Origin of the sequence: Mucilaginibacter flavidus (genome assembly GCF_024055575.1) — a bacterium.
GTDB classification, from domain to species: Bacteria; Bacteroidota; Bacteroidia; order Sphingobacteriales; family Sphingobacteriaceae; genus Mucilaginibacter; species Mucilaginibacter flavidus.
The window spans coordinates 208,505-235,235 of the sequence record NZ_JAMXOE010000003.1; the positions used below are offsets into that span (position 1 = coordinate 208,505).

General features: G+C 42.6%; 16 protein-coding genes. 7 read left to right on the forward strand and 9 right to left on the reverse strand.

The window, feature by feature from the left end:
- Positions 1 to 136: 136 nt before the first annotated feature.
- Positions 137 to 2,470, forward strand: coding sequence for an SMP-30/gluconolactonase/LRE family protein (locus tag NAF19_RS08830; RefSeq protein WP_252789620.1), 2,334 nt, complete (start codon positions 137 to 139; stop codon positions 2,468 to 2,470).
- A gap of 58 nt (positions 2,471 to 2,528) precedes the next feature.
- Here NAF19_RS08830 and NAF19_RS08835 read toward each other — a convergent pair whose 3' ends face one another.
- The 3 genes from NAF19_RS08835 to NAF19_RS08845 form a co-directional block, all read right to left on the reverse strand.
- Positions 2,529 to 4,457: an LTA synthase family protein gene (locus tag NAF19_RS08835; RefSeq protein ID WP_252789622.1), complete on the reverse strand. Its 1,929-nt coding sequence runs from the start codon at positions 4,455 to 4,457 to the stop codon at positions 2,529 to 2,531.
- Positions 4,458 to 4,794: 337 nt separating this feature from the next.
- Entirely contained in the window at positions 4,795 to 5,625 is an 831-nt protein-coding gene (locus tag NAF19_RS08840) for a tetratricopeptide repeat protein (RefSeq protein WP_252789624.1), read from the reverse strand.
- A gap of 115 nt (positions 5,626 to 5,740) precedes the next feature.
- Positions 5,741 to 7,099 carry a cystathionine beta-synthase gene (locus tag NAF19_RS08845; RefSeq protein WP_252789626.1) on the reverse strand — a complete coding sequence of 453 codons (1,359 nt, stop codon included), beginning with the start codon at positions 7,097 to 7,099 and terminating at the stop codon, positions 5,741 to 5,743.
- A gap of 201 nt (positions 7,100 to 7,300) precedes the next feature.
- Here NAF19_RS08845 and NAF19_RS08850 point away from each other — a divergent pair, with 201 nt between their 5' ends.
- The 6 genes from NAF19_RS08850 to NAF19_RS08875 all read left to right on the forward strand — a co-directional run bounded on the left by NAF19_RS08850 (position 7,301) and on the right by NAF19_RS08875 (position 19,701).
- Positions 7,301 to 7,780, forward strand: a complete 480-nt coding sequence (locus NAF19_RS08850) for a hypothetical protein (protein ID WP_252789628.1) — start codon at positions 7,301 to 7,303, stop codon at positions 7,778 to 7,780.
- Positions 7,777 to 13,209 (forward strand): alpha-2-macroglobulin family protein, encoded by a 5,433-nt coding sequence (locus tag NAF19_RS08855; RefSeq protein ID WP_252789630.1) that lies wholly within the window; start codon positions 7,777 to 7,779, stop codon positions 13,207 to 13,209. Before NAF19_RS08850 ends, NAF19_RS08855 begins: the two co-directional genes overlap by 4 nt.
- 18 nt (positions 13,210 to 13,227) lie before the next feature.
- Positions 13,228 to 13,677 (forward strand): hypothetical protein, encoded by a 450-nt coding sequence (locus tag NAF19_RS08860; protein WP_252789631.1) that lies wholly within the window; start codon positions 13,228 to 13,230, stop codon positions 13,675 to 13,677.
- Between the two features lie 338 nt (positions 13,678 to 14,015).
- A complete protein-coding gene (locus NAF19_RS08865; RefSeq protein ID WP_252789633.1) occupies positions 14,016 to 17,006 on the forward strand; it encodes a SusC/RagA family TonB-linked outer membrane protein in 2,991 nt (996 codons plus the stop codon).
- A gap of 21 nt (positions 17,007 to 17,027) precedes the next feature.
- Positions 17,028 to 18,620 carry a RagB/SusD family nutrient uptake outer membrane protein gene (locus NAF19_RS08870; RefSeq protein ID WP_252789635.1) on the forward strand — a complete coding sequence of 531 codons (1,593 nt, stop codon included), beginning with the start codon at positions 17,028 to 17,030 and terminating at the stop codon, positions 18,618 to 18,620.
- 10 nt (positions 18,621 to 18,630) lie between these two features.
- The gene (locus tag NAF19_RS08875) at positions 18,631 to 19,701 is read left to right on the forward strand and encodes a phosphatidylinositol-specific phospholipase C1-like protein (RefSeq protein WP_252789637.1); all 1,071 of its coding nucleotides are present in this window, start codon (positions 18,631 to 18,633) and stop codon (positions 19,699 to 19,701) included.
- A 75-nt stretch (positions 19,702 to 19,776) separates the two neighbouring features.
- On the opposite strand, the gene NAF19_RS08880 is transcribed toward NAF19_RS08875, so the two are convergent.
- The 6 genes from NAF19_RS08880 to NAF19_RS08905 form a co-directional block, all read right to left on the reverse strand.
- Complete coding sequence (locus tag NAF19_RS08880) at positions 19,777 to 20,637, reverse strand: AMP nucleosidase (protein WP_252789639.1); 861 nt, start codon at positions 20,635 to 20,637, stop codon at positions 19,777 to 19,779.
- A gap of 211 nt (positions 20,638 to 20,848) precedes the next feature.
- Positions 20,849 to 22,087, reverse strand: coding sequence for an ATP-dependent Clp protease ATP-binding subunit ClpX (gene clpX / locus NAF19_RS08885; RefSeq protein ID WP_252789641.1), 1,239 nt, complete (start codon positions 22,085 to 22,087; stop codon positions 20,849 to 20,851).
- A gap of 114 nt (positions 22,088 to 22,201) precedes the next feature.
- Positions 22,202 to 22,927, reverse strand: a complete 726-nt coding sequence (locus NAF19_RS08890; RefSeq protein ID WP_256484253.1) for an ATP-dependent Clp protease proteolytic subunit — start codon at positions 22,925 to 22,927, stop codon at positions 22,202 to 22,204.
- 295 nt (positions 22,928 to 23,222) lie between these two features.
- Positions 23,223 to 24,578 (reverse strand): trigger factor, encoded by a 1,356-nt coding sequence (tig, locus tag NAF19_RS08895; protein ID WP_252789643.1) that lies wholly within the window; start codon positions 24,576 to 24,578, stop codon positions 23,223 to 23,225.
- 215 nt (positions 24,579 to 24,793) lie between these two features.
- Positions 24,794 to 25,783 carry a c-type cytochrome gene (locus NAF19_RS08900; RefSeq protein WP_252789644.1) on the reverse strand — a complete coding sequence of 330 codons (990 nt, stop codon included), beginning with the start codon at positions 25,781 to 25,783 and terminating at the stop codon, positions 24,794 to 24,796.
- Between the two features lie 141 nt (positions 25,784 to 25,924).
- A complete protein-coding gene (locus tag NAF19_RS08905) occupies positions 25,925 to 26,644 on the reverse strand; it encodes a head GIN domain-containing protein (protein WP_252789647.1) in 720 nt (239 codons plus the stop codon).
- Between the last annotated feature and the right edge of the window lie 87 nt (positions 26,645 to 26,731).

Consider the following 26,731-nt stretch of genomic DNA (forward strand, 5'->3'; position numbering starts at 1 on the left):
CCACGGAACGCGGTGGTTGTTTGAAGAGATGTCAATTGGAGGAGTCAAGCCTGCTATTGTAATATCTTCATATCCCTGTTAATACGCTTTAAACCAAATTTATTACATTCGTAAACTGATTAAATTTATGCCTCCCGTGAAAAAAATCGTATTCTTTTTTAGCTTTTTATTGTTCATACAATTTGCATTTTGCCAGCCGGCTCCCAAGCCCTACGGCCCGCTACCCACCAAAGGGCAATTAAACTGGCAGGAAACTGAAATGTATTGCCTGATCCATTTCGGACCGGATACTTATACTGATAAAGAATGGGGCTACGGCGATGAAGACCCCGCAATATTTAACCCGGTGCAGTTTAATGCCATGCAGATTGTGGGCGCTGCGAAAGCAGGAGGATTCAAGGGCATAGTTGTAGTAGCTAAGCACCACGATGGTTTTTGCCTGTGGCCAACCAAAACCACGGAACATAATATTTCAAAAAGTCCCTATAAAAATGGCAAGGGCGATATACTACAGGAGTATCGCGATGCCTGTAACAAACTGGGCATGAAGATGGGCGTTTACTGCTCGCCCTGGGATAGGAACAGTGCACTTTATGGCAAACCTGAATACGTAACCGAAGTATATCGCAAACAACTGGAAGAATTATACAGCCACTACGGACCCATATTTATATCATGGTTTGACGGTGCAAACGGCGGCGACGGCTATTACGGAGGCGCAAAAGAAGTAAGAAAGATTGACCGCTCTACCTATTATGGCTGGAAAGATACCTGGGCAATCCCGCGTAGGATGCAACCAAACGCCGTTTTATTTGGCGATGTTGGCCCCGATGTGCGTTGGGTAGGCAACGAGGCCGGCCATGCGGGGGTAACCAGCTGGGCAACTTACACTCCTCATGCACCTGACGAAGGCAAAGAGCCCAGCAACGGTTATACAAAAGATTACGAAGGCACCGAAGGCCATCGGGATGGTAAATACTGGATACCCGCCGAATGCGACGTGCCATTCCGCCCCGGATGGTTTTACCATAAGAGCCAGGACGGTAAAGCTAAAAATGCTGACTCGTTGCTGAACCTTTATTACCAAAGCGTAGGGCGCGGCGCCTGTCTCGACCTTGGCCTTGAGCCGAACCAGCGCGGACTTCTTAACGACGATGATGTTGCCAAGTTGAAAGACTTCGGGAATCGGCTAAAAAATACGTTCGCTGTAAACCTTGCTAAAGGGGCCACATTGAAGGCCAGCAACACGCGTGGTGGTAACCAGGTAAAATTCGGCGCAGCAAACCTCATGGATAACGACCGTTACAGCTATTGGGCAACCGACGATAAAGTGACCACTCCCGAGTTGATACTCGACCTGCATAAGAATAAAACGTTCAATGTTATTCGTTTGCGAGAGAATATAAAATTGGGTCAGCGTATAGATGCTGTCGCCGTTGACGTCTGGAAAAATGGTAAATGGCAACAGATAGCAGAAGCAACAAGCATAGGCGGCAACCGGTTGATCCGTCTGCCGGAGAATATTAAAACTAGCAAGGTAAGACTGCGTGTAACCAAAGCGGCTGTTTGCATTGCGCTAAGCGATTTTGGATTGTATAACGAAGTTCGCTTTCCGCAACCGCTATTCGAAGATGAACACGCGCAAACCGCGTTGTATGATACCACAAAGAGACCAGAATTAATCTCTAAACAATTCGCATTTACCGAAGGCGCTTCTGTCGACAAAAAAGGCAATGTATTTTTTACGGACCAGCCTAACAATAAAATATGGAAATACAGTGTGGATGGAAAGCTGACAATGTGGATGGATAATACCGGTCGCTCAAACGGGACTTATTTTGATAAGGAAGGCAACCTGGTAACCTGTGCCGATGAACATAACCAGCTATGGTCTATTGCGCTTGACCAGAAAGTAACCATTTTACTAACCGACTATAACGGCAAGTTGATGAACGGCCCGAATGATATTTGGATAGACAGCAAAGGTGGTATTTACATGACCGATCCATATTACCAACGCGATTACTGGGCAAGAAAAAAGTCCGACCTCGATGGCCAGCGGGTGTATTATTTGCCCAAAGGCTCAAAGCAACCTATATTAATAGACGCCAGTTTGAAGCAGCCCAACGGCATTGTTGGAACGCCGGACGGTCAATTCCTTTTTGTGACGGATATTGCCGATAATAAGTTGTACAAATTCAGCATCGAAAAAGACGGCAAGCTAAGCAACCGGTTGCTGTTCTGCAACCAGGGCGGCGACGGTATAACGCTTGATGAGCGGGGCAATCTTTATTTAGCAGGTAATGGTGTTACCATTTACAATCCCCAGGGACAGAAAATAGGCCACATACCCGTTCCCGAGCAATGGACAGCCAACTTATGCTTTGGCGGTGTAAATAAGGATATCCTTTTTATCACCGCATCAAAAGGATTTTATAAGCTGAAGATGAATGTGAAAGGGGTGGAGTGATTTAGAATTTCGGAATTCGGATGTTCGATTTCGGATTTGGTAATGCGGTGAGGTATTACTACTTCAATTTTCCGTTGACAATCCGGTCTGAATAGTCTTGTATAAAGGCTTTAAAATCAGCAACACCTTTATTTATTTCGGGGTTTAAAGTGCCATTCATCAGGTTCTTTTCAAAGCTTTTATCTTCAGCTGCAAATATGCCGGTGATCTTTTTCCCGTCGAACAGGTAGATATAGTTGCCCTGCAAAAACTGGTAAATATTACCTAATGAATTTATAGCCCTTGGCGTTTCGCCGGGCAGGTTGCTGGTTAAGCTGCGTCCCCATGAACGGAATGGTTTGTTGTAGCCAATCAGGCTTACTATCGATGGATAAATATCCATCTGCTGGGCAATATCGGTACGTACGCCGGTTAAGCCATATGCTTTATTGGCGCTATAGAACAATATCGGCACAGCAAAGCGGTTAACAGGTTTGTTGTAAGCCGGGTAATATGTCTGGTTGGTATGGTCGGCAGTAATTACAAATATGGTGTTGTTGTACCAGGGCTGGGTTTTGGCATAGTTAAAAAACTCACGCAGCGAATAATCAGTATACTGCACGCATTTGTCGATGGCCAGCGGGCCGCCTTTGAACCTGTTTTTATATTTAGCCGGAATTTTAAATGGATCGTGAGAGGATAGGGTAAACAACGTTGCCATAAACGGCTGTTTCTGCATACCCAGCGTTTTGCCCATAAATTGGAAGAAAGGCTCGTCCCAGATGCCCCAGATATCGTCGAAATCTTTGTCGTTATTGTATTCTGTGCGGCCGTAATAATTTTTCATCCCTAAAATATTGCCGAATCCTTCAAAGCCCATCGAACCATTTGCCGCGCCATGAAAAAACGAGGTCTGATATCCCATGCTATCGCAGATGGATACCAGCGACTGGATTTTTTGCTTGGCATATGGCGAAGAAGTAAAAGCAGTCTGAAAAGACGGTATCCCCGCCAATACCGACGACATGGCGTGGATAGATTGGCGTCCATTAGCATAGGCGTTGGTAAATATCAAACTGCTATCTGAAAGTGAATCCAGGAACGGCGTATACGATTTAAAACCGGGGATTTTAGCATCCCTGTTCATGCTGCCCCAAAACTCGCGGGCCACGCTCTCCAATATAATCACAACCACATTGGGCTTTACCGCAGGGTTGCTGGTGTATTGCTTGATGGGTTTAATGTTGGCGTTAATATAATCCGCAGTGGTAAAATGTTCCAGCTTAAAGCTGTTGCTGCTCAGCGTACGGAAAATGGCGAATGGGGTATTGAGTATGATGTCGCCCTGGTTAGGTATCACAACATGTTTATAGGCATCAACCATATTAATTGGGCGGGTACTGTGCTTGTAGTCGCCACGTATGCCGCCTACCATCAATACAAGTACCGCAACAAATACAATTGCAGAACTAACAAAATAGGCTTTTGTGTTTTTTACGATAGCAGGTTTAACTTTTACCAGCCTGTACAGCCATATCCAGCAAACACAGCATGCCAGGTAAATGAAAATTACATACCAGTATTCCCATGTGAAATGTTCAAAAAGGGCTTTTTTGTTGCTTTCGTCGGACAGCAAATCGAGGGTGGCTTTGGTTGACCGTACCTGGCTGAAACGGTAGTAAATGATATCGACAAAGTTTGTGGCATAAAACAGCAAATTGCTGACGAAGTATAAAATGGTTAATCCCTTTTGGAATTTTGGTTGTGTATTGATTTTTAGGGGCAATACACTTAAAATAATAAACAGGCTGTTGATATAAAGCAGGGCAGTAGTATCGAATGAGATGCCATACCAGCAAAGTTTTAGCAGTGTGATAAAGTCATCGACCGCAAACAAATTGGTATTATAAGCAAAGAACAATACCCTGCTGATAAAGTAAAACAGGTAGGCCAATAGTAGCCGGTATAAAAGAGCTTTGTATTCGGTTAGCCTGGATGTAAACCCCATTAATATTGCGTTTTTTAAATCCCAGGGCTATTTTTTAGCGACCGGGGCATTTAAAAGCGAAACTACTAAAAACGCAATTAATTAATATGGATTTTACATGGTGTTTATACCGACGGTGGTTTAAACTACAAAATATTGACAATTAAGGAGCGGTATATTCATGTGGTTTACAAATTTCGAATAGCTGAGCGTTCCATTTTTACATACGGAACACCCGGAACGCTGTGGAACATGCTGATTATCAAGTCTTCTATTTTTATGGAAATGTCGAATAAATCTAAATGATTGTTATTGACCGCTATAAAACTGGAGTTTTTGACCCGGCTGACAATGCTTTCTACTTCGATTTACAATTCTCCCTAATAACGTCCACTGCGCGCTTATCACCTAATGCTAACGCGCCATTAAAATCGATGCAGGCGCCGGTTTTGTCGCCCTGGTCCAGTTTCATGGCGCCGCGGCTTAAAAGCGCCTGGCTGTTTTTGGGGTTGATGTTAAGGCACTTTGCAAAGTCATCGACAGCACCGGGAAAATCCCGCATCAGGCTTTTGGTGGTCGCCCGGTACAAATAAGCCTGCTCAAAAGCCGGTTCTATTTTAATTGCATTACTAAAAGATTCAACAGCGGCCGCGTAGTCCTCTAATGCCCCTTGGGCCACCCCGATATTAAAATACAAGTTGGCATTATCGGGACTCAATGTTAAGGCGATATTAAAGTCGGCGACGGCTTCTTTAAATTGGCCCAGCTTGCTCTTAAGTCCTCCGCGGTTAAGATACGGCCGCATGATATTTGCGTTTAGCGTGATAGATTTATTATAATCGGCCATTGCCCCGTCATTATCACCCAATAAAAATCTCGAATATCCCCGGTCATCAAACGCCATTGCCGATTCCGGATTAGCGGCTATAAATTTTGTATAATCATCAACCGAACCTTTAAAATCGAGCAGGTAATACTTTACCAGCCCCCGGTATAAATATACTTTGTTGTAATTAGGGTTTGCCGTTACGCAGGAGTCATATTCAGCGAGCGCTTCTTTATATTTTTTAGCAGCTTCCAGTCCGTAACCTTTCTGAAAGTATTTGGCGGCAGCCGCAGTATCCGCCTGGCAAAAGGCCATCGAACTAAAAAATAAAAATGCAATAGTTATTAAAGGGGATTTAAACATAGGGCAAAGATAAAGCCGCTCCAAATAAAATCAAACTACCAACGGCACTGATACCCAATGTTTAACATTATTTAACGATAACAACTATTCACCACTCTCTACTCACCATTCTCCATTAAGCCGAAATCGCATTTATAATATCATACTGCGTAATAATCTCAATCTGTCCGTTATCCTCAACCAGCACCGCAATGTTATCCTTATTTATCATCGCCGATATTTTATCTATCGACGTAGTTAAATCCACAAACGGGAACGGTGCGGTGGTGATGTTTTTTATCGGTTGCGATTTAATAGACGGGTTTTCAATGAGTGAGTTTAGGATATCACTTTCGGTAATTTTACCTATCACCATGCCTGTTTGCGTAACCGGTATCTGCGATATATTGAGCGATTTAATGGTATTAATAGCTTCCAGCACTGTTTTCTCGCAATCAATGGTAACGATTTGCTGGTTTTCCTTTTTTGCAATAATATCGCGGGCGGTTAGCTTGCCATCTTTCAGGAAGCCACGATCGCGCAGCCAGTCGTCATTATACATTTTGCCGAGATAGCGGGTGCCATGATCGGGGAAAATTACTACCACTACATCGCCTTCCTTAAACTTATCCTTCATTTGCAGCACCCCGGCAATTGCCGATCCGGTTGAGTTACCTGCGAAAATGCCTTCCTTGCGGGCAATTTCGCGGGTCATTAAGGCAGCATCCTTATCTGTTACTTTTTCGAAGTGATCGATCAGGCTAAAGTCAACGTTTTGAGGCAAAAAATCTTCACCGATGCCTTCGGTGATATATGGATAGATTTCGTGTTTATCCATAATGCCGGTTTCCTTATACTTTTTAAACACGGAACCATAAGTGTCTATCCCCAAAATCTGTATGGCAGGGTTCTTTTCTTTCAGATATTTGGCAATGCCGGATATAGTACCCCCTGTACCAACGCCTGCTACCAGGTGGGTTATTTTGCCCTCGGTTTGTTCCCAAATCTCCGGCCCGGTCGACTCATAATGCGCCTGCGAATTGGATAAGTTATCATACTGGTTTGGCTTCCACGAATTCGGCACCTCGCGCTCCAAACGCGATGAAACCGAATAATAGGAGCGGGAATCCTCCGGGTCAACATTGGTAGGGCATACAATTACTTCGGCGCCAAAAGCACGCAGGGCATCAAATTTCTCCTTCGACTGTTTATCCGTACTGGTGAAAATACATTTATAACCTTTTATCACAGCCGCAATAGCCAGCCCCATGCCGGTATTACCCGATGTACCCTCGATAATCGTTCCACCCGGTTTAAGCTTACCACTTTTTTCGGCGTCCTCTATCATCTTCAGCGCCATACGGTCCTTAATGGAATTGCCCGGGTTGGTGGTCTCAATTTTGGCCAGTACGGTAGCCGGGATGTCTTTAGTTACTTTGTTCAAGCGCACCATGGGCGTGTTGCCAATGGTATCTAATATATTGTTATGCCACATAAATTTAAGTCTTGTAAACCCGGCTGCGGGTTGGTTATGGGTCAAAATTAGCTTTAACTTTTCAGATTTACGAAGTTTTAAAAACTTCGTAAATCTTTGCGGCGAACCCAGTCGCGGTCAATCAGCAAAAAATGCAAAATACTTTATGGAAAACATAACATTCCTGCATCCTATTACAAATCAACCTTAAATAAATTGCTTATGTTTAACCGGCAGGCTAAATCAACTTCACAATTGCAGCTTCAGTTTATGGCGAAATGTTTGTTTTTTTTTATCGGTTTAAGTTTAATTACATTTTGCTGCTACGCTCAAAGGCCACTCACTGATAGCAGGCAGAGTAGTGTTTATACCTATATCTATAAGATTACGGATGAAGACTTGCTGGATTTTTACATGCATCCGGATAAAAAACCCGACGACAAAATACTCCATAACCCAATTGACTCATTTAAAACCAGTAGGTATTGGGAAAATAACCTGCCACGGGGTAATTATTTAAAAGTTTTTGCTGAGAAAAATAAATTGGTTTACGACTTGGTTGAGAATCACACAGCATTCATCAAATTCCTTGATAATGGTTACGACCAGCGTTTTGCTTTATTTGACCGTAATGGTAATGTTGTGTCGACCGCCGTAGTTCGGGTGAATAATAAGCCTTGTTATTTGATACCAGGAGCATGAACTATCACTTGCGCCGTTCAAAAGAAAAGAACATTGTACAGGTTGATTATGCCGGGGTGACAAATATTTATGTTACAAAGCAGCGCGATAATTACTATAATAATAATGATGATGATAATAAAAAAAGTTGGCTTGCACGCATATGGGCTTCTGTAGAAAGTGTTTTTAAAAAGCCTGAAAAAGAGCAAACCTACAACTACTCCAAAAGCTACTTTAAGGCCTTTTTGATATTAAATAAACCCATATACAAGCCGCTCGATACATTAAAACTTAAGGCATTTATATTAAAAGCCAGGTCAAACAAACCAATGACCGAAAATCGGTTGCTGGTGCGGCTGAAGCAACAATATGGCGACGAAGAGAAAACCATAGCTACAGTGAACAGCTATCGTGATGGCGGATTTGAATACAGTTTTGTATTGGCTGATAGCTTAAAGCTAAAGCTCGACGCGAGATATTCCGTTATGCTGGTCTCGGAAAAAGTAAACGTTAAAAAAAACGATGACGACAATGATAGGAGTTATGATGCTGCCGGCCATAAAATTTTGGTCAGCGAAATGTTCAAATATGAAGACTATGAGTTGAAATCGCTAAAATTTGAAGCACGCATTGATAAAAAGGAACACAGGCCTGGCGAAAGTGCAGCAATCTATCTAAAAGCAACAGACGAAAATGATTTGCCTGTACCTGATGGGCGGGTGAATTTAATTTTAACGATTAATGCGATGGATAAATATACTGGAAACAACGTTTTTGTTCCGGACACCCTTTGGCAGCATAAAGTTACGCTCGACCCGATTGGTGAAACCAAGGTTGATATACCTGATTCAATTTTTCCGAAAGCCAATATTAGTTACCGGTTATTTGCTGAATTTTTAAACTCGACGAACGAACGGCACGCTCAATACGCCAGCAGCACCTTTAAATACGAACGATACCACATTAAAACTGAACTAAGCAATGATACGCTAAAAGCTAATTACTATGATAACGGGAGAGAGATAAAAGGGTTAGCAACGATAGTTGCCCTCGGCGGGGACGATGAAGGTACGATATCGACAGAAAAAATAATGCTTCCGGCGAAAATTCATGTGAATCCTTATGCCCAAAGTTACACCATTGAAGCAGATAGCGCTAGTACTGAATTTGAGCTTAAAAAAGAAAAGGTTGATATGAGTTTTTCAGCCGAACGCACTGCCGATTCGCTTTTGGTGAAGATTAACAACCCTTGTAATCTCAACTTTTGGTATTCGGTATATGCTAATAATAGACTCATAGATGCAGGCGAAGCGAAGCAGTTGTTTTATAAAAAAGCATATAGTCAACAAAAATTAGTTACATTTTTGGTAAATTATATATGGGCTGGTCAAAGCAAATATGTACAAACTGCCCTGGCTTACAGGACTGACCTTTTAAATATCACCGTTAAACAACCGGTTACTATTTATCCCGGCCAACAGGTTAAAACGGATGTTGTAGTAACTGATGCATTAGGGAAACCTGTAGTAAATACAGATATCACAGCATGGTCAGTTACCAAAAAGTTTAAAGATTACTACCCGCCATATGTGCCTTACCTGGGCAGAGAATATCCCTACGTTAAGCCTAATAAAATATTTATGAAGGATGACGACGTTTCAACAGGTGGCGAAATGAAACTCAGGTGGGAGAGATGGGGAAAAGGAATTGGGTTAGACAGCATTATTTACTTTCAATTCACCCATGCCAAAACGGTTTTCCAAAGAGAAGAGTCAGGAATTGACACCGTAACACAAATTGCCCCGTTTGTAGTGAGCGACGGCGACATTATACCGGTGCATATCCTTTATATCGACGAAAAACCGGTATATTTTAGCCAAGCCGACCACTTGCAACAATACAGTTTCATGGTGAAACCTGGTATTCATTCGTTAAGGTTCAGAACAAGTAATCAATTAATAAAACTCGACAGCATCTGTGTTGAGGCATCAAAAAGACTTATACTGGGGGTAAATGCTGATTACCGGACTTCGATAAAAATGCCTGATACACTAACGACATATGAGGCGGGGTTGATTAATAAATACATGATTACCGTGATAGATAATTTTGGCGATAAAATGGCAACGATTAAGCAGGATAACCGAATTTTTTTCCTGAATGCCGAACCGGGTCGTCACCGCTCTATCCTCACTGGCCCGCTATCAGATACTTTTACCCTTTTTGATTTGAAGGGCGAAGACAGCCGTTCATTTACTGCGGAGCCGGGTTATTCATACTTATTCGAGCCCGGCTTAATAAAACAGAAGAGCATTGATGCCCGATATCCATTCAATACAAAGTTGTCGACATCGCCGGGGATTTACAATCTACGGCAGTATGTAATTACTCAGGCACATGCCGACAGTATTTGGAATGAGTTTCTTGATACACGCAGCAACAGCCAGGAGCTTTTTGAAAACCCGTTAATATACGACAGTAGTGTGGGTAAGTTTATCATTAACAGGGAGATAAATAAAAATCATCCAGCGGTATTTATCAAAAACATAATTATTTACAAGTATGATAACCCTGATTACATGAGAATTTACCCGGGTAACACTACCAACTTTGGGAACCTCGCCGCAGGCCGTTATCGATTATTCTTTTTGTTGAAAGAAGGGGCTTATGATATAAAAGAAAACATAATAATTAAATCATATGGTACCAATGCCTACAAAATGTCAGTTGATGCAATTCATTCGAGAGATTCGGTGAGTATAAAAATTAGCACCATAATCAACAATAGAACTGGCAAGCATAGCTACACCGATTACGAAATAAATAACGATGCTTTAAAAATTAAAGAAGCTTTTAACGAAAGATATTTGAATACAAAGGATTTTGGACGAGCTATGTCAGGAGAGGTTATTGCCCAGGACGATGGGTTCCCCTTACCGGGTGTAATCATAAGGATTAAAGGCACTAATATCGGAACAGTAACTAATGATTATGGCCGTTTTGCGATAAAAGTCCCGGAACACGGGGCATTAACTTTTACCTTTGTTGGTTTTAATCCAGTGGAGTTACCGATACAATCGGGCGCCGTAATCAAAGTAAAATTAACGGCAAATGCACATGAGTTAAAGGAAGTAGTTGTTACCGGAGGATATGGAATAAAGCAAACGTCCCGTTCAAACTCAGCCCAAATTATTACCAGCTCTTCCCTTTACGGTAAAGTTTCGGCGCTTTCTGCGGCTACAATAAAGGGAACTCCGGGTGGAGGTGTTGAAATCAGGTTGCGCGGAGCCTCGGGGACTGCTGAAAGTGGTGAGCCATTATATGTGGTTGACGGCGTTTTAGTTAAGAATCTGAATGGAATTGAGCTTTCATCTATCAGCGATGTTAGTGTTTTGAAGGAAGCTGCTGCAAAGGCCCTGTATGGCGTTAGCGGCGCTAATGGCGTTGTGATAATTACTACCACTAAACAAAATAAACAAGGCGCCGCTGCCGGACAGTCCCAATCAACAGAACAATCCATCCGCAAAAACTTCTCCGATTACGCCTACTGGCAGCCAAAACTTACAACCGACGAAAACGGCAAAGCCAGCTTTACAACCGTTTTCCCCGATGATATTACCAACTGGCGCACGTTTGTAATTGGGATAAACGGCAACCGGCAGTCTGGTTTTGCGGAGAATCAAATAAAATCGTTTAAACCGCTGAGCGCATCATTTTTGGCTCCTTTGTTTGCGGTTGAGGGCGACGAGTTAAATGCACTTGGTAAAATATCCAACTACAATAGCGACGCGGCCAAGCTTACCCGCACATTCGCTTATAATGGCAAGCAGGTTAAACAGGATAATTTAGAGGTAAGCAATTCAAAAATCGACACCCTTTCCCTAACCGCTGCCAACATCGATAGCCTTACTTTTGAGTATAGCATTAAACGCGATAACGGCTATTTCGATGGCGAACGGCGTAAAATACCGGTTATTAAACAAGGCGTGCAGGAAACGGTAGGCGTATTTGAAGCCTTAAATGGTGATACCACCGTAAACTTAAAATTCGACGCGGCAAAAGGGCCGGTCACCTTCCACGCCGAAGCGTCGGTGCTGCCGGCATTGATGGCTGAAACCGAAAAGTTGCGTACCTACAAATATCTATGCAACGAGCAGCTTGCCTCCAAACTAAAAGGACTGCTGATGGAAAAACGCATCAAAAAGTTTTTAGGCGAGGATTTTAAGTATGAAAAGAACATAAACGAAGTAATTAAAAAACTACAGGAAAATCGCAAAAGCCAGGGCACCTGGGGCTGGTGGAAAGACAGCGATGAGGAACTTTGGATAAGCCTGCATGTTATAGAGTCATTGGTGGAGGCGCAAAAAGACGGTTATCAAACGCAATTGGATAAGCAAAAACTTACAGATTACCTGGTTTACCAAATGGAGAGTTACAAGGGCCAGGACAAACTGGTTTGCCTTGAGTTGTTGCACAAACTAGGCGCTAAAGTTGATTACCCGAAATATTTCGGTGTAATAGAAAAGGAGAACGCCAGGGTCAAAGAAAAATTGGGGCTGTACACTGCATCAGGTTATGATAAATTACGGCTATTACTACTGAAGCAGGAAGCCGGCCAAGCCATTAAGTTGGATAGTCTGCTGGCCACGCAGCACCGCACCCTATTTGGTAATATTTATTGGGGCGAAGACAGCTACCGCTTTTTCGATAACAGCATCCAGTTAACGGTGCTCGCCTACAAAATCATAAAAAACGAAGGCAAACATAACAAACTATTACCCAAAATACAGGCTTACTTTTTAGAGCAGCGTAAAGAAGGGGAGTGGCGCAACACCTACGAATCTGCCCTGATACTGGAAACCATTTTACCTGATGTACTCACCACCGATAAGCAAACCAAACCTTCGGCGTTAATACTGTCCGGTGCAAAGACCGAAATGGTTACCAAATTTCCCTATACCGCCAATATAACCGGTAACCAGTTTTCCATCAGTAAAACCGGTACGCTTCCTGTTTACATTACCGGTTACCAGCAGTTTTGGAACACGAAGCCGGAAAAGGTTAGCAAAGACTTTACGGTTAATACCTGGTTCGAGAGAAAAGAAACCCGCCTAACTAAACTAAACGGCGGCCAGCCTGTACTGTTAAAAGCCGAACTAACCGCCAAAGGCGATGCCGATTTTGTGATGATTGAAATTCCTATCCCGGCGGGCTGCTCGTACGAAAGCAAAGAACAAAGCTGGCAAAATAACGAAGTGCATCGCGAATATTTTAAAGAGAAAGTAAGCATATTTTGCCGCAAGCTAAAACAGGGTAAATATGAGTTTACTGTAAATCTTATTCCACGTTACGACGGTAAATACACCCTTAACCCCGCCAAGGCCGAAATGATGTATTTCCCGGTGTTCTATGGCAGGGAAGGGATGAAGAAGGTTGTAGTTGGGCAATAATTGTGGTTAATTTGAATTATGAATTTACTTAGATGGATATTAGGCATTCCTTTGTCATTATCAATAACCTTCGGCTTAATTGTTCTCTTTGTAGAATTAAATATTGCCAACGAGCTTACTTCCCGTAATTTTTATTTTTATCTCGTATATCACCTGTTTTTAACAATTAGCTCTTTTTCTCTTTGCGTTTTTTTGTCATGCTTATTTGTTCCTCATATCAAAAAAATTGCTGGCCTTATAACTGTCATCATTGTATTTGCCCTCGCCGTTTGTGGTTTTTATATTCATATTAAAGAAGACTATTATCAAGGTGTTACCCTTCAGTTTGCGATAAATTATGTGGGCATATTCACAGGTCTGCTAATAGGATTTTATATTAGCTATGAAAAATTTAAAAAAAAGGGTTGGCACAAACTCAATGAACAAAATAGTTATCAGCAGGGTCAGGAAGATAAGCCTACTTTTTGAAAAATTAACCGCTCACATAATCAACCCAACTTACCTGATCCAAGATATATTTCACAATATCCGGATAACAATTCCAGGTCCTTTTTAAAATCATTTTGAAAGACCGGCATCTTATTTACAATTTAACAAACCTGGGTTTACCGGTAGTTAATTTTTGTTCCATATTGCGTTTAGGTGTTTTGTTTGTAATTGTTTGATTGCAAGTATTTTGAGTGTTTTATTGTAATAAGTTATTTATTTATTTCTTTACAATTCATAACACCCAGTTTATTTTTTGCTAATAGTTAAATTGTTGTTTTGACATTAAATAGGTCAACTCAACTCAAACTATGGAAAAAATGTACAATCAGATTTTGCGGGCATTTATCAAATCGAAACATAAAGCCCGGTTTCTGCTGTTAATCATGCTGTTTGCTTTAACGGCGTCAGCGCAGCAATCAAAGGTAATTAGCGGGACTGTTACCGATGAAAAGAACTTACCGCTGCCCGGCGTTATCATTACGGCAAAGGGTTCCGGCAAAAGCGCTTCCAGTGATGGCAATGGAAAATTCTCCATCCAGGTAAGCGGCCCGGATGATGTTATTCATTTTAACTTTTTAGGATATGTAGCAAAGGACGTGCCCGCCGGTGACGGTGTTTTGAATGTTACTCTTTTACCCGACACCAAACAACTAAAAGATGTGGTTGTAATCGGGTACGGCACAGCAAGCCGCAAGGATGTTACAGGCGCCATTACTTCGCTGAAAGCCGAAGACTTTAACCTGGGCGTAATAACAACCCCGGCTGAATTGCTGCAAGGCAAAGTGGCCGGCCTGAACGTTACCAAAAGCGGCGACCCTAACAAACAACCCGCAACAATTCTGCGTGGTCCCTCAACCCTGCGCGAAGGCGCGGCGCAGGAGCCTTTTTATGTAATTGATGGTGTGCCCGGCGCTTCAATTGATTTATTGGCACCAGACGATATCGAAAGTATTGATGTTTTAAAAGATGCGTCTTCAACAGCCATTTACGGTTCAAGGGCTGCCAACGGTGTAATTATAGTTACCACCAAAAGGGCAAAAACTGGTCAAACAAGGTTAAACTACAGCGCCTATGTGGCGATGGAAAACGTATCAAAAAAAATTGATATGCTAACTGCCGACCAGTTGCGCAAATATTTAAGCGATAACGGCGTAAAACCGCTTGCCAAGCCGATTGATGATGACGGCTCAAATACTAACTGGCAAAACCTGGTGGAAAGGAGAGGCTACTCTCATAATCACAATTTATCCTACGGCGGCGCATCTAAAAGTGCTGACTATGGTGCAAGCGTTAACTATTTGAAAAACGAAGGCGTATTAATAAACACCAGCCTCGAACGTACCATTTTCAGGGGGTATATTAACCAGCGCTTTTTTAATGACAAGTTAAAGCTGGGTATTACGTTAACAAACAGCGTTACCAACAACAAAGACATCCCGCAGGGAAGCGTGTTGCCGGGTATGCTGTTTTATTTACCTACGGTAAGTCCGTTTAACCCCGATGGCAGCTACAAGGAAAACTACACCCGAACCGGTAGCGGGCCTTTAAACCCATTATCGCTGGCAAACAATAACAGTATTAAAACTAACGATAATAAAACCTTAATCAACGGTATTGCACAGGTTGATATCTTGCCTGGCTTAAGGTTTACGCTTACGGGATCGACCCAAAAAGATCAAAACAATATTAATATTTACGAAAACAGCCAGTCGGGCCTGGCAGTAGGGGTTGGCGGCGTTGCTAACCGGACGTCATTTTTAAACACCAGCAGTGTTTTTGAATCATATTTTAACTACGACAAGGAGTTTGGACAGCACAGTATTAAGTTGTTAGCAGGTTATTCGTACCAGCAGGACAAGACCAATGACGGTTTTGGTGTACAGACACAAAACTTTTCGAACGACAACTTAACGTATAACAACCTGTTTTTGTCGAACCCGTCTTCGCTGTCGCAGATAGCTTTTAACCCGAATGTAATATCTACCTTGAGGTTAATATCTTACTACGGTCGTGCGCAATACCAGTTTGGTGATAAGTATTTGCTGCAGGCATCGCTCAGGGACGACGGCTCGTCGGCATTTGGTAGAAATAACCGTTACGGTTTATTCCCTGCGGTATCTGCCGGTTGGAGAATTATCAATGAGAAATTCATGGAAAGCATGCCGGTTATCAGCGATCTGAAATTAAGGGCAGGTTATGGCGTGTCGGGTAATAGCTTAGGCTTTAACGCGTTCTCGGCATTGCTTATTTATGGAACTCCTCCCGGGAATAGTAAATTCCTGTACAATGGCAACATTACCAATGCTTTAGGCCCGGTGAGAAATGATAACCCGGATTTGAAGTGGGAAAGTACCGCTACAACCAACATCGGTATAGACTTTGGTGTATTAAAAAACCGCATCACAGGCTCGTTTGATTATTACATCAAAAAAACATCCGACCTGATTTATGACCAATACCTCGTTTCAACCACACAATATTTTGTACCTACAATTACCGCGAATGTTGGTAAAATAAAAAACACCGGTGTGGAGTTAGTGATAAACGCAGTGCCGGTAAAAACTTCAGCATTTACCTGGAAAACTTCATTCAATATATCGCACAACAAAAACGTTGTCGAAACCTTATCGAACACGCTGTTTGCAACACCATATATCCAGACTGCACAGTTAGGCGGCAAGGGCCAATCTGGTAACTATAGCCAGATTGTACAACCAGGGGATGCTTTGGGTACTTTTTATTTATGGCACTATGTGGGTAAAAATGGCTCGGGAGTAAGTTCTTATCAAAATGCTGCCGGGCAGGTAATAGCTACACAGCCTTTAACAACAGATCAACGGGTAGCAGGCAACGCTCAGCCAAGTTTTATATACGGCTGGACCAACAGCTTTTTCTACAAAGGTTTCGATCTGAACTTCCTGGTTCGCGGCGTATGGGGCAACAAAATTTTGAATGCTACCCTGGCCTCGCTGAACAACCCTGCGGATTCCAAAATACAAAACATCCCAAGATTTACCCTTGGCGAATCATTTAATGATATTAACGGTTATTTAATATCCGATCGCTTTTTAGAGAGCGGGGCCTATTTACGCCTCGATAATGCCACACTTGGTTACACAATTAAACCAAAAATACAGGCTGTCAAAAGCATCCGCTTTTATCTATCGGCCAATAACGTTTTTATCATTACCAAATACAGGGGGATCGATCCTGAAGTTAATATCGGTGGCTTAACCCCCGGTATCGACAACCAAAACTATTACCCGCGCACGCGGACCTTCATTTTTGGTTTAAACACATCGTTTTAATAAAATTTCAACACGACAGAAATGAAAAGAACAATATTATTTTTAGCAGCGATTGCAACGGCAGTCACCATAAATTCCTGCACAAAATTGGATGTGCCTGTTGAATCGCAATATGTAAAATCCAACTTCCCGGTAACACAACAGGACTATATTGCCTTGTTAGGCACCATGTACTCTAACTTATCGTCGAACTATGCAGTGCCTTACTGGCGCATGCAGGAGCTTTCGACCGATGAGGCTATTATCCCGGCAAGGGATGGCAATTATGACGATGGCGGCCAGTACAGACAATTGCATTATCACACCTGGACATTCGACCATCCCAACGTTACCGGCGTTTGGCAATGGGGATTTGGTGGTATCAACAATTGTAACCGTCTAATTAACCTGGTTAAAGCATCCTCTTCAAGCGCTACGTTAAAAACATCAAGCATTGCTGAAATAACTGCTATGCGCGATTTGTATTACTTTTTTATGATGGATTTGTATGGTAATGTACCCATCATCAACACCTTCCCCGTAGCCGATCTGCCATCAACACAATCACGGGCCGAAGTCTTTAAGTTCATAGAGGCAGACCTGAAAAGTGTTTTACAGCAGTTGCCATCAAAAACTAGCGTTGCCGCAACCAACACATTGCAATATGGTCGGCCAACCAAAGAAATGGCGTTTGCCCTGTTGGAAAAAATGTATTTGAATGCCGAAGTATATACTGGCACCCAGCGTTATAATGACGCCGTTGCAATGGCCGATAGCGTAATGAAGAATCAGAACTACAGCCTTGACGCGAAATACAGGGATATATTCCTACCCAACAACGGCCCCCAAATAAAGGAAACTATTTTTGCAGTGCCTTACGATCAGCAGATTCCGGGCAACCAGTTTACCAGGTTCGGCTTCTTTTACTACCTCGCGCCATATTACAACATGAACGTAGGCCTTAGTATTGCCATGAGTACCACTCACGAGTTTTATAACAGGTTTAATTTGCCGGGTGATGCGCGTACAAATACTTGGCTGGTTGGGCCTCAATATTTGCCTGATGGCAATGGCGGTTTTACTAATCAACCTGCATACTACCCTAATACCACAACCCAAATAGTTATCACACCCGATTTGATTTTGGTGCCGCCTAAACCAATGGACGTAGGCAACACCATCGCAAGCCAGTCTGAAGGTATCCGTTCGTTGAAATATTACCCGGACGTAAACATTATTCAGGCAACCCGTTTAAATGGTAACGATGTGCCAGTGTTCAGGTTAGCCGACGTGATGCTGATGAAAGCAGAAGCCATATTAAAAGGCGCTACAGCTACGACGGTAAACGGGCAGCTGCAAACACCATTGTATTTGGTTAACCAGGTAAGGGCGCGCGCCGGCGCAACCTTAGCAGGCACAGTTGATTTACCGTCGCTGCTTGATGAACGCGCAAGGGAATTTTCGTGGGAAGGATGGCGCAGGAATGACCTGATCCGTTTTGGACAATTTGAAGTAGAGTATCCTCTAGCTAACGACCCGCTGTCGATGAATAAAGATGCAAGCAGGAGGCTTTATCCAATTCCTGCCACGGAAATCAAGCTTAATCCGAAATTAACTCAAAACCCGGGCTATTAATTTATTTTGTATGAGAAATGTATTTTTGAGTATCCTGGTAATTGCCTGTTTATCGTTTAAAACCGGTAACCCTATTAGCGATGATTTGCCTATAAACCGGATTCAGGTAATAGGCTCACACAATAGCTATAAACAATCTATCGACCCGGTGTTATTTAAGTTTATTAAAGAAAAGGACTCCGTAGGATCGAAGAAAATAGATTATAGCCATATCACCTTATCGCAACAACTCGACCTGGGCTTGCTGGATCTTGAAATCGACATTTATGCCGACACTAAGGGTGGGAGATATGCACATCCTAAAGGCCTGGCCTGGGCACCCGGACAGGCGCCCTATGACAAGGATGGTGTTATGAACGAACCTGGGTTTAAAGTATTTCATATCCAAGATATTGATTTCAGGAGCAATTGTTTTACATTTAAACAGTGTTTACAGGAGCTGAGGCAATGGTCGGACCAGCACAAAGATCACGACGTGATTTTTATTACCATGAATGCGAAGGACGAACGTATGAAAAAGCCGTACTACACTATCCCCGAAACGTTCACCAGCGCGATTTTCGACCAGTTGGATAAGGCGCTTTTGGAAAACCTGGGCAGGGAGCGCCTGGTTGTGCCTGATGATGTAAGGGGAAAATATAAAACCCTGCAAAGCGCCGTCATACATGGTAACTGGCCAAGGGTAAAACAGGCAAAGGGCAAATTTATATTTGTACTGGATGAAGTTGGGAAAAAGAGGGCGGCTTACATAGCCGGCCACCCCTCATTAAAAAACAGGGTTCTGTTTACCGATTCTGAACCAGGCACACCCGAGTCGGCAATACACATTATGAATAACCCCAAAAAGGACCTTAAAAAAATAAAGGCACTGGTTAAAAAGGGGTATATCATACGCACCCGAGCCGATAGCGATACTGAAGAGGCAAGGGACAACGATAAATCAACATTTGAAGCCGCATTGGCTTCTGATGCGCAGATTATCACTACCGACTACTACCAAAAAAGCACACATTTTAAATCAGACTATGTGGTCAGTTTTGGTGATGGAACCTATTGCCGCCCAAACCCTTTGTTTAAATAACGGTAAATACTTTATATGACAAAGCCTGTGCTCACAATTAAGCACAGGCTTTGTTTATTGTAGGAGAGTTACAATTTAAAATATCAGGTGCTTAACAGTTAACCCGTTATTTATTAGTTGTTTTAACGACTCAATCCCTATTCTTAAATGCGTTTCAACAAATTGTTCGGTTACACTTGAGTCACTTTCGGCGGTTTTGACGCCTTCAGGTATCATTGGTTGGTCGGATACCAGCAGCAGGGCACCTGTTGGTATTTTGTTGGCGAAGCCTGTAGTAAATACCGTTGCTGTTTCCATATCAACAGCCATTGCGCGCAGTTTTTTCAGATATTTTTTAAACTCCTTGTCGTGCTCCCAAACGCGGCGGTTGGTGGTGTAACATGTTCCGGTGAAATAATCACGGCCAAAGTCACGTATGGTGGTTGATATAGCCTTTTGCAGGGCGAACGCCGGGAGTGCTGGTACTTCTGCTGGAAGGTAGTCGTTTGATGTTCCTTCGCCACGTATGGCAGCTATGGGCAGTATCAGATCGCCAACGTTGTTCTTCTTTTTAAGGCCACCGCATTTCCCCAGGAATATTACGGCTTTAGGTTTAATGGCGGTTAGCAGATCCATTATAGTTGCCGCTACCGAGCTGCCCATGCCGAAATTAATGATGGTGATGCCGTTGGCGGTTACACTTTGCATGGGTTTGTCAAGACCCAGTATCGGTGCATTATCATTCCATTGCGAAAATAATTGTATGTATTTCGAAAAGTTGGTGAGGATGATGTACTGGCCAAAATCGGCCAGCGGGCGGCCTGTGTAGCGCGGCAGCCAGTTAGTAACAATACCTTCTTTTGTTTTTAAACCGGGGGTAATGGGGGTGTGTACCTCTTTGATTTTTTTTGCTTCTGTCTTCGGCTGATCTTTCTTTACGTCTAATTGTTCGTTCATCGTCATATAATTTTAATCTCGTCTCCCGTCTGCCAACTGATCGGATCGGGATCTCACAGGGCAGGTTGCCAGCGAGAGGGGTAACTTGTCAGAAGGGGCTGTGCTTGCGGAGAATAAGTTCGGCATGCCCCTTTATTTAACAACAAACCCCGGTTAAAAACCAGGGTCTGCGTTGTATATTCAAATATAAGTACTGGTTGTGTCTTCAACATTAAGCCACTTTTAACTTTTTAAGGTCCGATTTTTCGAATTTCTCGCGGGCGTAATCAAGCGTTACATTTAAGCGCTTAATTTCTTTTTTTGACGGAAACTCAAACATGGCATCAATCATTATCGCTTCGCATATCGAGCGCAAACCGCGTGCGCCAAGTTTAAACTCAACCGCTTTGTCAACAATAAAATCAAGCACATCGTCTTCAAATTCAAGCTTTACGCCTTCGTATTCAAACAGCTTTTTATACTGTTTCAACAACGAGTTTTTCGGCTCGGTTAAAATATTGTGCAAGGCTTCCCTGTCGAGCGGGTTTAAATACGTAAGCACAGGTAAACGGCCAATCAACTCTGGTATTAATCCGAATGATTTTAAATCCTGCGGCGTAATGTACTTATATAGGTTTTTCAGATCAACCTCACCATCATCACGTTTCATTTTGTAACCAACAGTTTGGGTACGCAGGCGGTTGGCTATTTTACGGTCGATACCATCGAAAGCCCCACCACATATAAACAGGATATTGTTGGTGTTAACTGTAATCATTTTCTGGTCGGGATGTTTACGGCCACCCTGCGGCGGTACGTTAACATTTGTTCCTTCCAAAATTTTCAGCAATGCCTGTTGTACGCCTTCGCCCGAAACGTCACGGGTGATAGAAGCATTGTCGCTTTTGCGGGCAATTTTATCAACCTCATCAATATAAACAATACCACGTTCGGCGGTTGCTACATCATAATCGGCCGATTGCAGCAAACGGGTTAAGATACTTTCAACATCCTCGCCCACATAGCCAGCTTCGGTTAATACCGTAGCATCGCAAATACAGAAAGGAACGTTTAATATTTTAGCAAGGGTTTTTGCCAGTAGGGTTTTACCGGTCCCGGTTTCGCCCACCATAATGATATTTGATTTTTCAATCTCCACATCATCCTTTTCAACACGCTGGTTAAGGCGCTTGTAATGGTTGTAAACGGCAACGGCAAGTATCTTTTTGGCATCATCTTGTCCAATAACATATTGGTCCAGGTGTCCTTTAATTTCAGCGGGTTTTAGCACTGCAGGTACCGACGGCGAAGTTTTTACCTTGCGCACTTTCAGCTCCTCAGCCAGTATTTCATTAGCCTGGTTAACGCACTTATCACAAATGTGCGCATCAAGGCCCGCAATCAGCATCAGGGAGTCCTGTTTACCTGCCCCACAAAACGAACACCTGATCTCCTTGCTGTTTTTATTCATTACCGGTTTTTTTGTTTAAACAAATGTAAATAAATGATATGAGAATATCAAAATACCAAGCCTGCAGCCGCTTGTTCGGCAACCGCAGACCTATATTATATGGTTAGAACTTGATTACGAGTTCTTTGTTTTATTACCGCGCAATATTTCGTCAACCATACCAAATTCTTTTGCTTCTTCGGCTCTCATCCAGTAATCACGGTCTGATGCCTTGTCAACTTTTTCATACGATGCGCCGCTATGATCAGCAATGATCTGGTATAATTCTTTCTTCAATTTGGTGATCTCATGGTAAGATATCTCGATGTCAGACTGCTGACCTTGGGCACCACCAGACGGTTGGTGTATCATAACACGTGAGTGTTGTAAAGCTGCTCTTTTTCCTTCGGCACCAGCGCAAAGCAATACAGCTGCCATTGATGCTGCCATACCTGTACAAATAGTCGCTACATCATTTGATATTAATTGCATGGTATCATAAATACCAAGTCCTGCATATACAGAACCACCAGGTGAGTTTATGTAAAGCTGGATATCGCGTTTAGCATCGGCAGATTGCAGGAATAATAATTGCGCCTGGATAACATTAGCATTTTGGTCATAGATAGGATCGCCCAGGAAAATAATACGGTCCATCATTAAACGCGAGAACACGTCTAATTGTGAAATATTTAACTGGCGCTCTTCAATAATATAAGGTGTATAGTTCATTGGGCTAATACCGGTTGGCATATTGCCTCTTTCAACGCCGGCAATAAACTTATCTACGTGATGACCACCAATTCTATGGTGCTTAACAGCGTATTTCCTGAATTCATTTTTATCAATATTACTGCTCATGATTTTTTTGTTAGTGTGCGGGTTTTAATCGCGATAAATATAGTTGTTACTTAAATACTTTTATTAACAGAAAGTTTTTTGAAAGTAAATTTATTTGGGGAAGAAGTCCGGAAAATCGAAAAAGTCCTGAAATTCCGAAAGATGAATGTGCTGTTTGATATTGGAATACGGGACTTTTCCATAGCGATGGGTTTAAAACCCATCGCTATGAATGAATTTTTGAAAAACACAAAAGCCCGAAAGTAAAAGCTATTCTCTTACTTTCGGACTTTACTGACTTTTCGGTCTTTCGGACTTAATTTTTATTTCCGAACTCGCTTGTAAAATCTGTATAAGAAATTTCTTTCGGCTCTAAAGTAACAACGCTTTTTATGTAGTCAAATACTCTTAATGCTTTTACATCTTCAAATATTTTGTTTGCATTTTCTTTGTTTTGCAGGTATTGTACAGCATATTGACCCAATTGCTCTTCGTCAATAGGCTGACCGTACATAGTAAACTGCTGACCTAAACGCGCCTTTGCCAGTTGGAAAACGTCCTCGTATTTAATCTCAAGTTCGTTGTCTTTAATTATTTTGTTTTCAATTAAAGTCCATTTAAGGTTTTGGGCAAAATCGTTATAGCCGCCTGCTAGTTCCTCGGGGGTAAGTTTTTCGTTGGTTGCCTGTAACCAGCGTTTTAAAAACTCGTCGGGCAACTCAAAGCTTACCTTACCTAAACCATATTGATAAATGTCGCCCTGCAGTTTGCGTTCCGCATCCTGCTGCATCATGGTTTCAATTTCTTCGGTAATTTTAGCCCTGAACTCTTCTTCAGTTGTTACTACACCTTCACCAAATAATTTGTCAAAGAACTCCTGGTTTAAATCTCCTTCTTCTAAACGGTTAACATTTTTAACAGTTAAACGGAAGTCCGATTTTAAATCTGCCGCTGTTTCTTCGTCAATTTTTAACAAGCCTGCAACTTTAGCTGCGTCTTTGTCAAATGCTTTCTGAATATCAAGCGTAACCTCATCACCTTTTTTCAGGCCGATCAATGATGCTTTTACAGTTTCATCTTTTACCTGGTCCAAACGAACCGATGCGGTATTGCTGATGCCATCCTCAAAAACAGAACCATCCGGCGAAAGCTGAACCAATTCGCCATAAAGCACATCGCCATCTGCCGATACGTCAGGATTTGTCATTTTGCCATAGCCGCGACGGATGTTTTTGATACGCTCTGCCAGTGTAGCCTCGTCGGCTTTAATAACATATTGGGTTAATTTATCTTTTGATGAGAAGTCGATACCGAACTCAGGAGCCAGGCCAACTTCATAGTTAAATTCAAAGTTGTCGGCAAAATCCCAGTTGTATTCGCGCTCATCACCACGTTTTGGCAATGGCTGACCTAAAACTTCAAGTTTTTCGTCCTCTAAATATTTATTCAAAGTGTCCGACAGCATGTTGTTTATTTCATCAACCAAAATGCTTTTGCCGTACATCCTTTTAATGTGCGATGAAGGCACCATACCCGGGCGGAAGCCTGGTATTTTTGCTTTTTTAGCGTGTTCCTTAATGGCTTTCTCAACACGTGGTTGGTAGTCCTCGGGGTTGATATTGATTTTTACAACTGCATTCAGGTTATCAATTTTCTCCTGTGATATATTCATCTTTTACCGGTATTTTAAACTTTAAAGTATCTAAGCGAAGCTCCTAAATTATATGCAAATAAAAAGCCCCTGCTTTTGGAGGGGCAAAGGTAGGAAAAAAGTATTGAAGTTCGAAAAGTCGGGGAAGACGTAAAAGTTGATTAAGTGAATGGTTGATTAGGTGAATGGTTGAGTGGCGAGAGTTATTAAACCACTCACCATTCTCAACTCTCCACTCACTCCGACTTAACAAAACTGTTCGCCGTAAACTTAACTACCGTATTTTTTACCGGCTTTAATGTTTTTATATAAGCGAACATCGCGCGTAAGTCGCTTTCGGTTATGCCGCTGTAATCATACCAGGGCATTATGGTTTGGGCCTCGGTGGGCGATACTTTAGCTGCTTTCTCACGATCGCTAAAAGTTTTAAAACGCTGTACAAATGCGTCGGCTGTCCAGCTGCCAATACCAGTTTCTTTATCCGGGGTAATGTTGGCCGACCGGACGGTGTTATTTCCCATCCTGAATTCGCGGCCTCCGGCAAATTCCATACCGGCTACCATTTCGCCTTTAATGTTTTGTGTGTGGCAATCCATACAGGCGCCGGCGTTAACCAGGTAAGCTCCATATTTCAAAGTATCGGCCGGGTTGGGAATGGTGCCCAGGGTTGCTTTTTTAGGCATAGTATGCACCAAAATGTTCAGCGGGAAATTATAGGTTGCCCTCGGGTAGCTGGCGTGTACCGGCTTTAGTATACGCAGGTAAGCTATTATCGCGTAAACGTCTTCGCGGGCCAGTTTTGAGTAAGATGGCCAGGGCATCAACGGAAATATAGCCACGCCATCCTTCCGCACGCCTGTAGTAATAGCGCGGAAAATTTCGCCGTCCGTCCAGTCTTTTAATTTATAGGGAGTAATGTTAGGTACATGTACGCTGCCCGGAAAACTCACCTTTTCATCGAACACTTCGCCGCCCTGGCCGAGTTTGCCGTCAAGCACCGGGCCGGCATAGCGCGAAAAATCGCGTTGCGAATGGCAATCGGTACAAAGTGCCACGTGGTTTGCCAGGTATTCGCCCCTTGCTACCAGTTGGGCTGTGGGCGTTACATGTATGTCTTCCGGCGGGCCAACATTTGGAAGGCAAAGGGTAATGTACGATATGGCAGAAACTACCACAAGTACAATTGCTATAACCAGGTATAGCAATACTTTTTTAAACTTTTTCATGACGGGTTGATTAGGTTGATTATGTTAGATTGTTTGATATGTTTGCTTGTTTTTAACGGATTGGGTTAAACTCACAAATCTTACCCGCCATACAACCAACAAATAATCAACCACGCTCTTAATCAACCCAATCAACTGGATTTAGTCCGCTTTTTCCACAGATGAAGCACCCGATTTATCGTTGTTTACAGTCGGATTGCCTTTATATTTCACGTCAGACGCGCCGCTTGAGTGCACATTTAATTTATTTAGCACATTGACTTCGCTATGGCCAATGCCCGAACTGCTGATGCTGCAGTTGCTAACTACAAAATCAAACGCATGCAATTTGCCGCTGCCTGCCATCTCCACATCATGGCTCGTTGCCTGTCCTTTTAAATTTATAGTAGTAACGCCACTGCCTGTTGTGCGCACATTGGCTGCATTAAGGTCCATGGTTAATTTTGTAGCACCCGTTAATGTGAATTCAATATCCTGGGTAGTTATTTTGCCGTCCGATTCAACTTCAACCGCACCCGAAGCCTTTAACTCATTCAAGCGTTTAATACCAACAAACACGGTCATCTCGCCTGTGTTGCAAAGGTTGCGCTTGGTCGAAATCTTCAGTCTGTCGCCGCTTACTGTGGTGCGGATATATTTGAGCAGGTTATCATCGGCAGTAATTTTTATACCAAGCGTACTATCCTGTTTTAAGATTACTTTAAAACCGCCCGAAATGGTGATTTTTTCAAACCCGTCGACTTTCCGACTCTCTGATTGCTGGTGGCCTGAGCCGTGTACACAACCTAACCTGCACGAAGCCAGGCCGCCAAGCGTGATACCTGCAATTGCCAGGGCGAATAATAACTGTATTTTTTTCATGGCTTTTTTAAGTTTTGGACTTAATACTGATTGGTTAAGTTACATCAAATTTAAAAAAAACTGCCATATTTTTTATGGCAGCTTTTA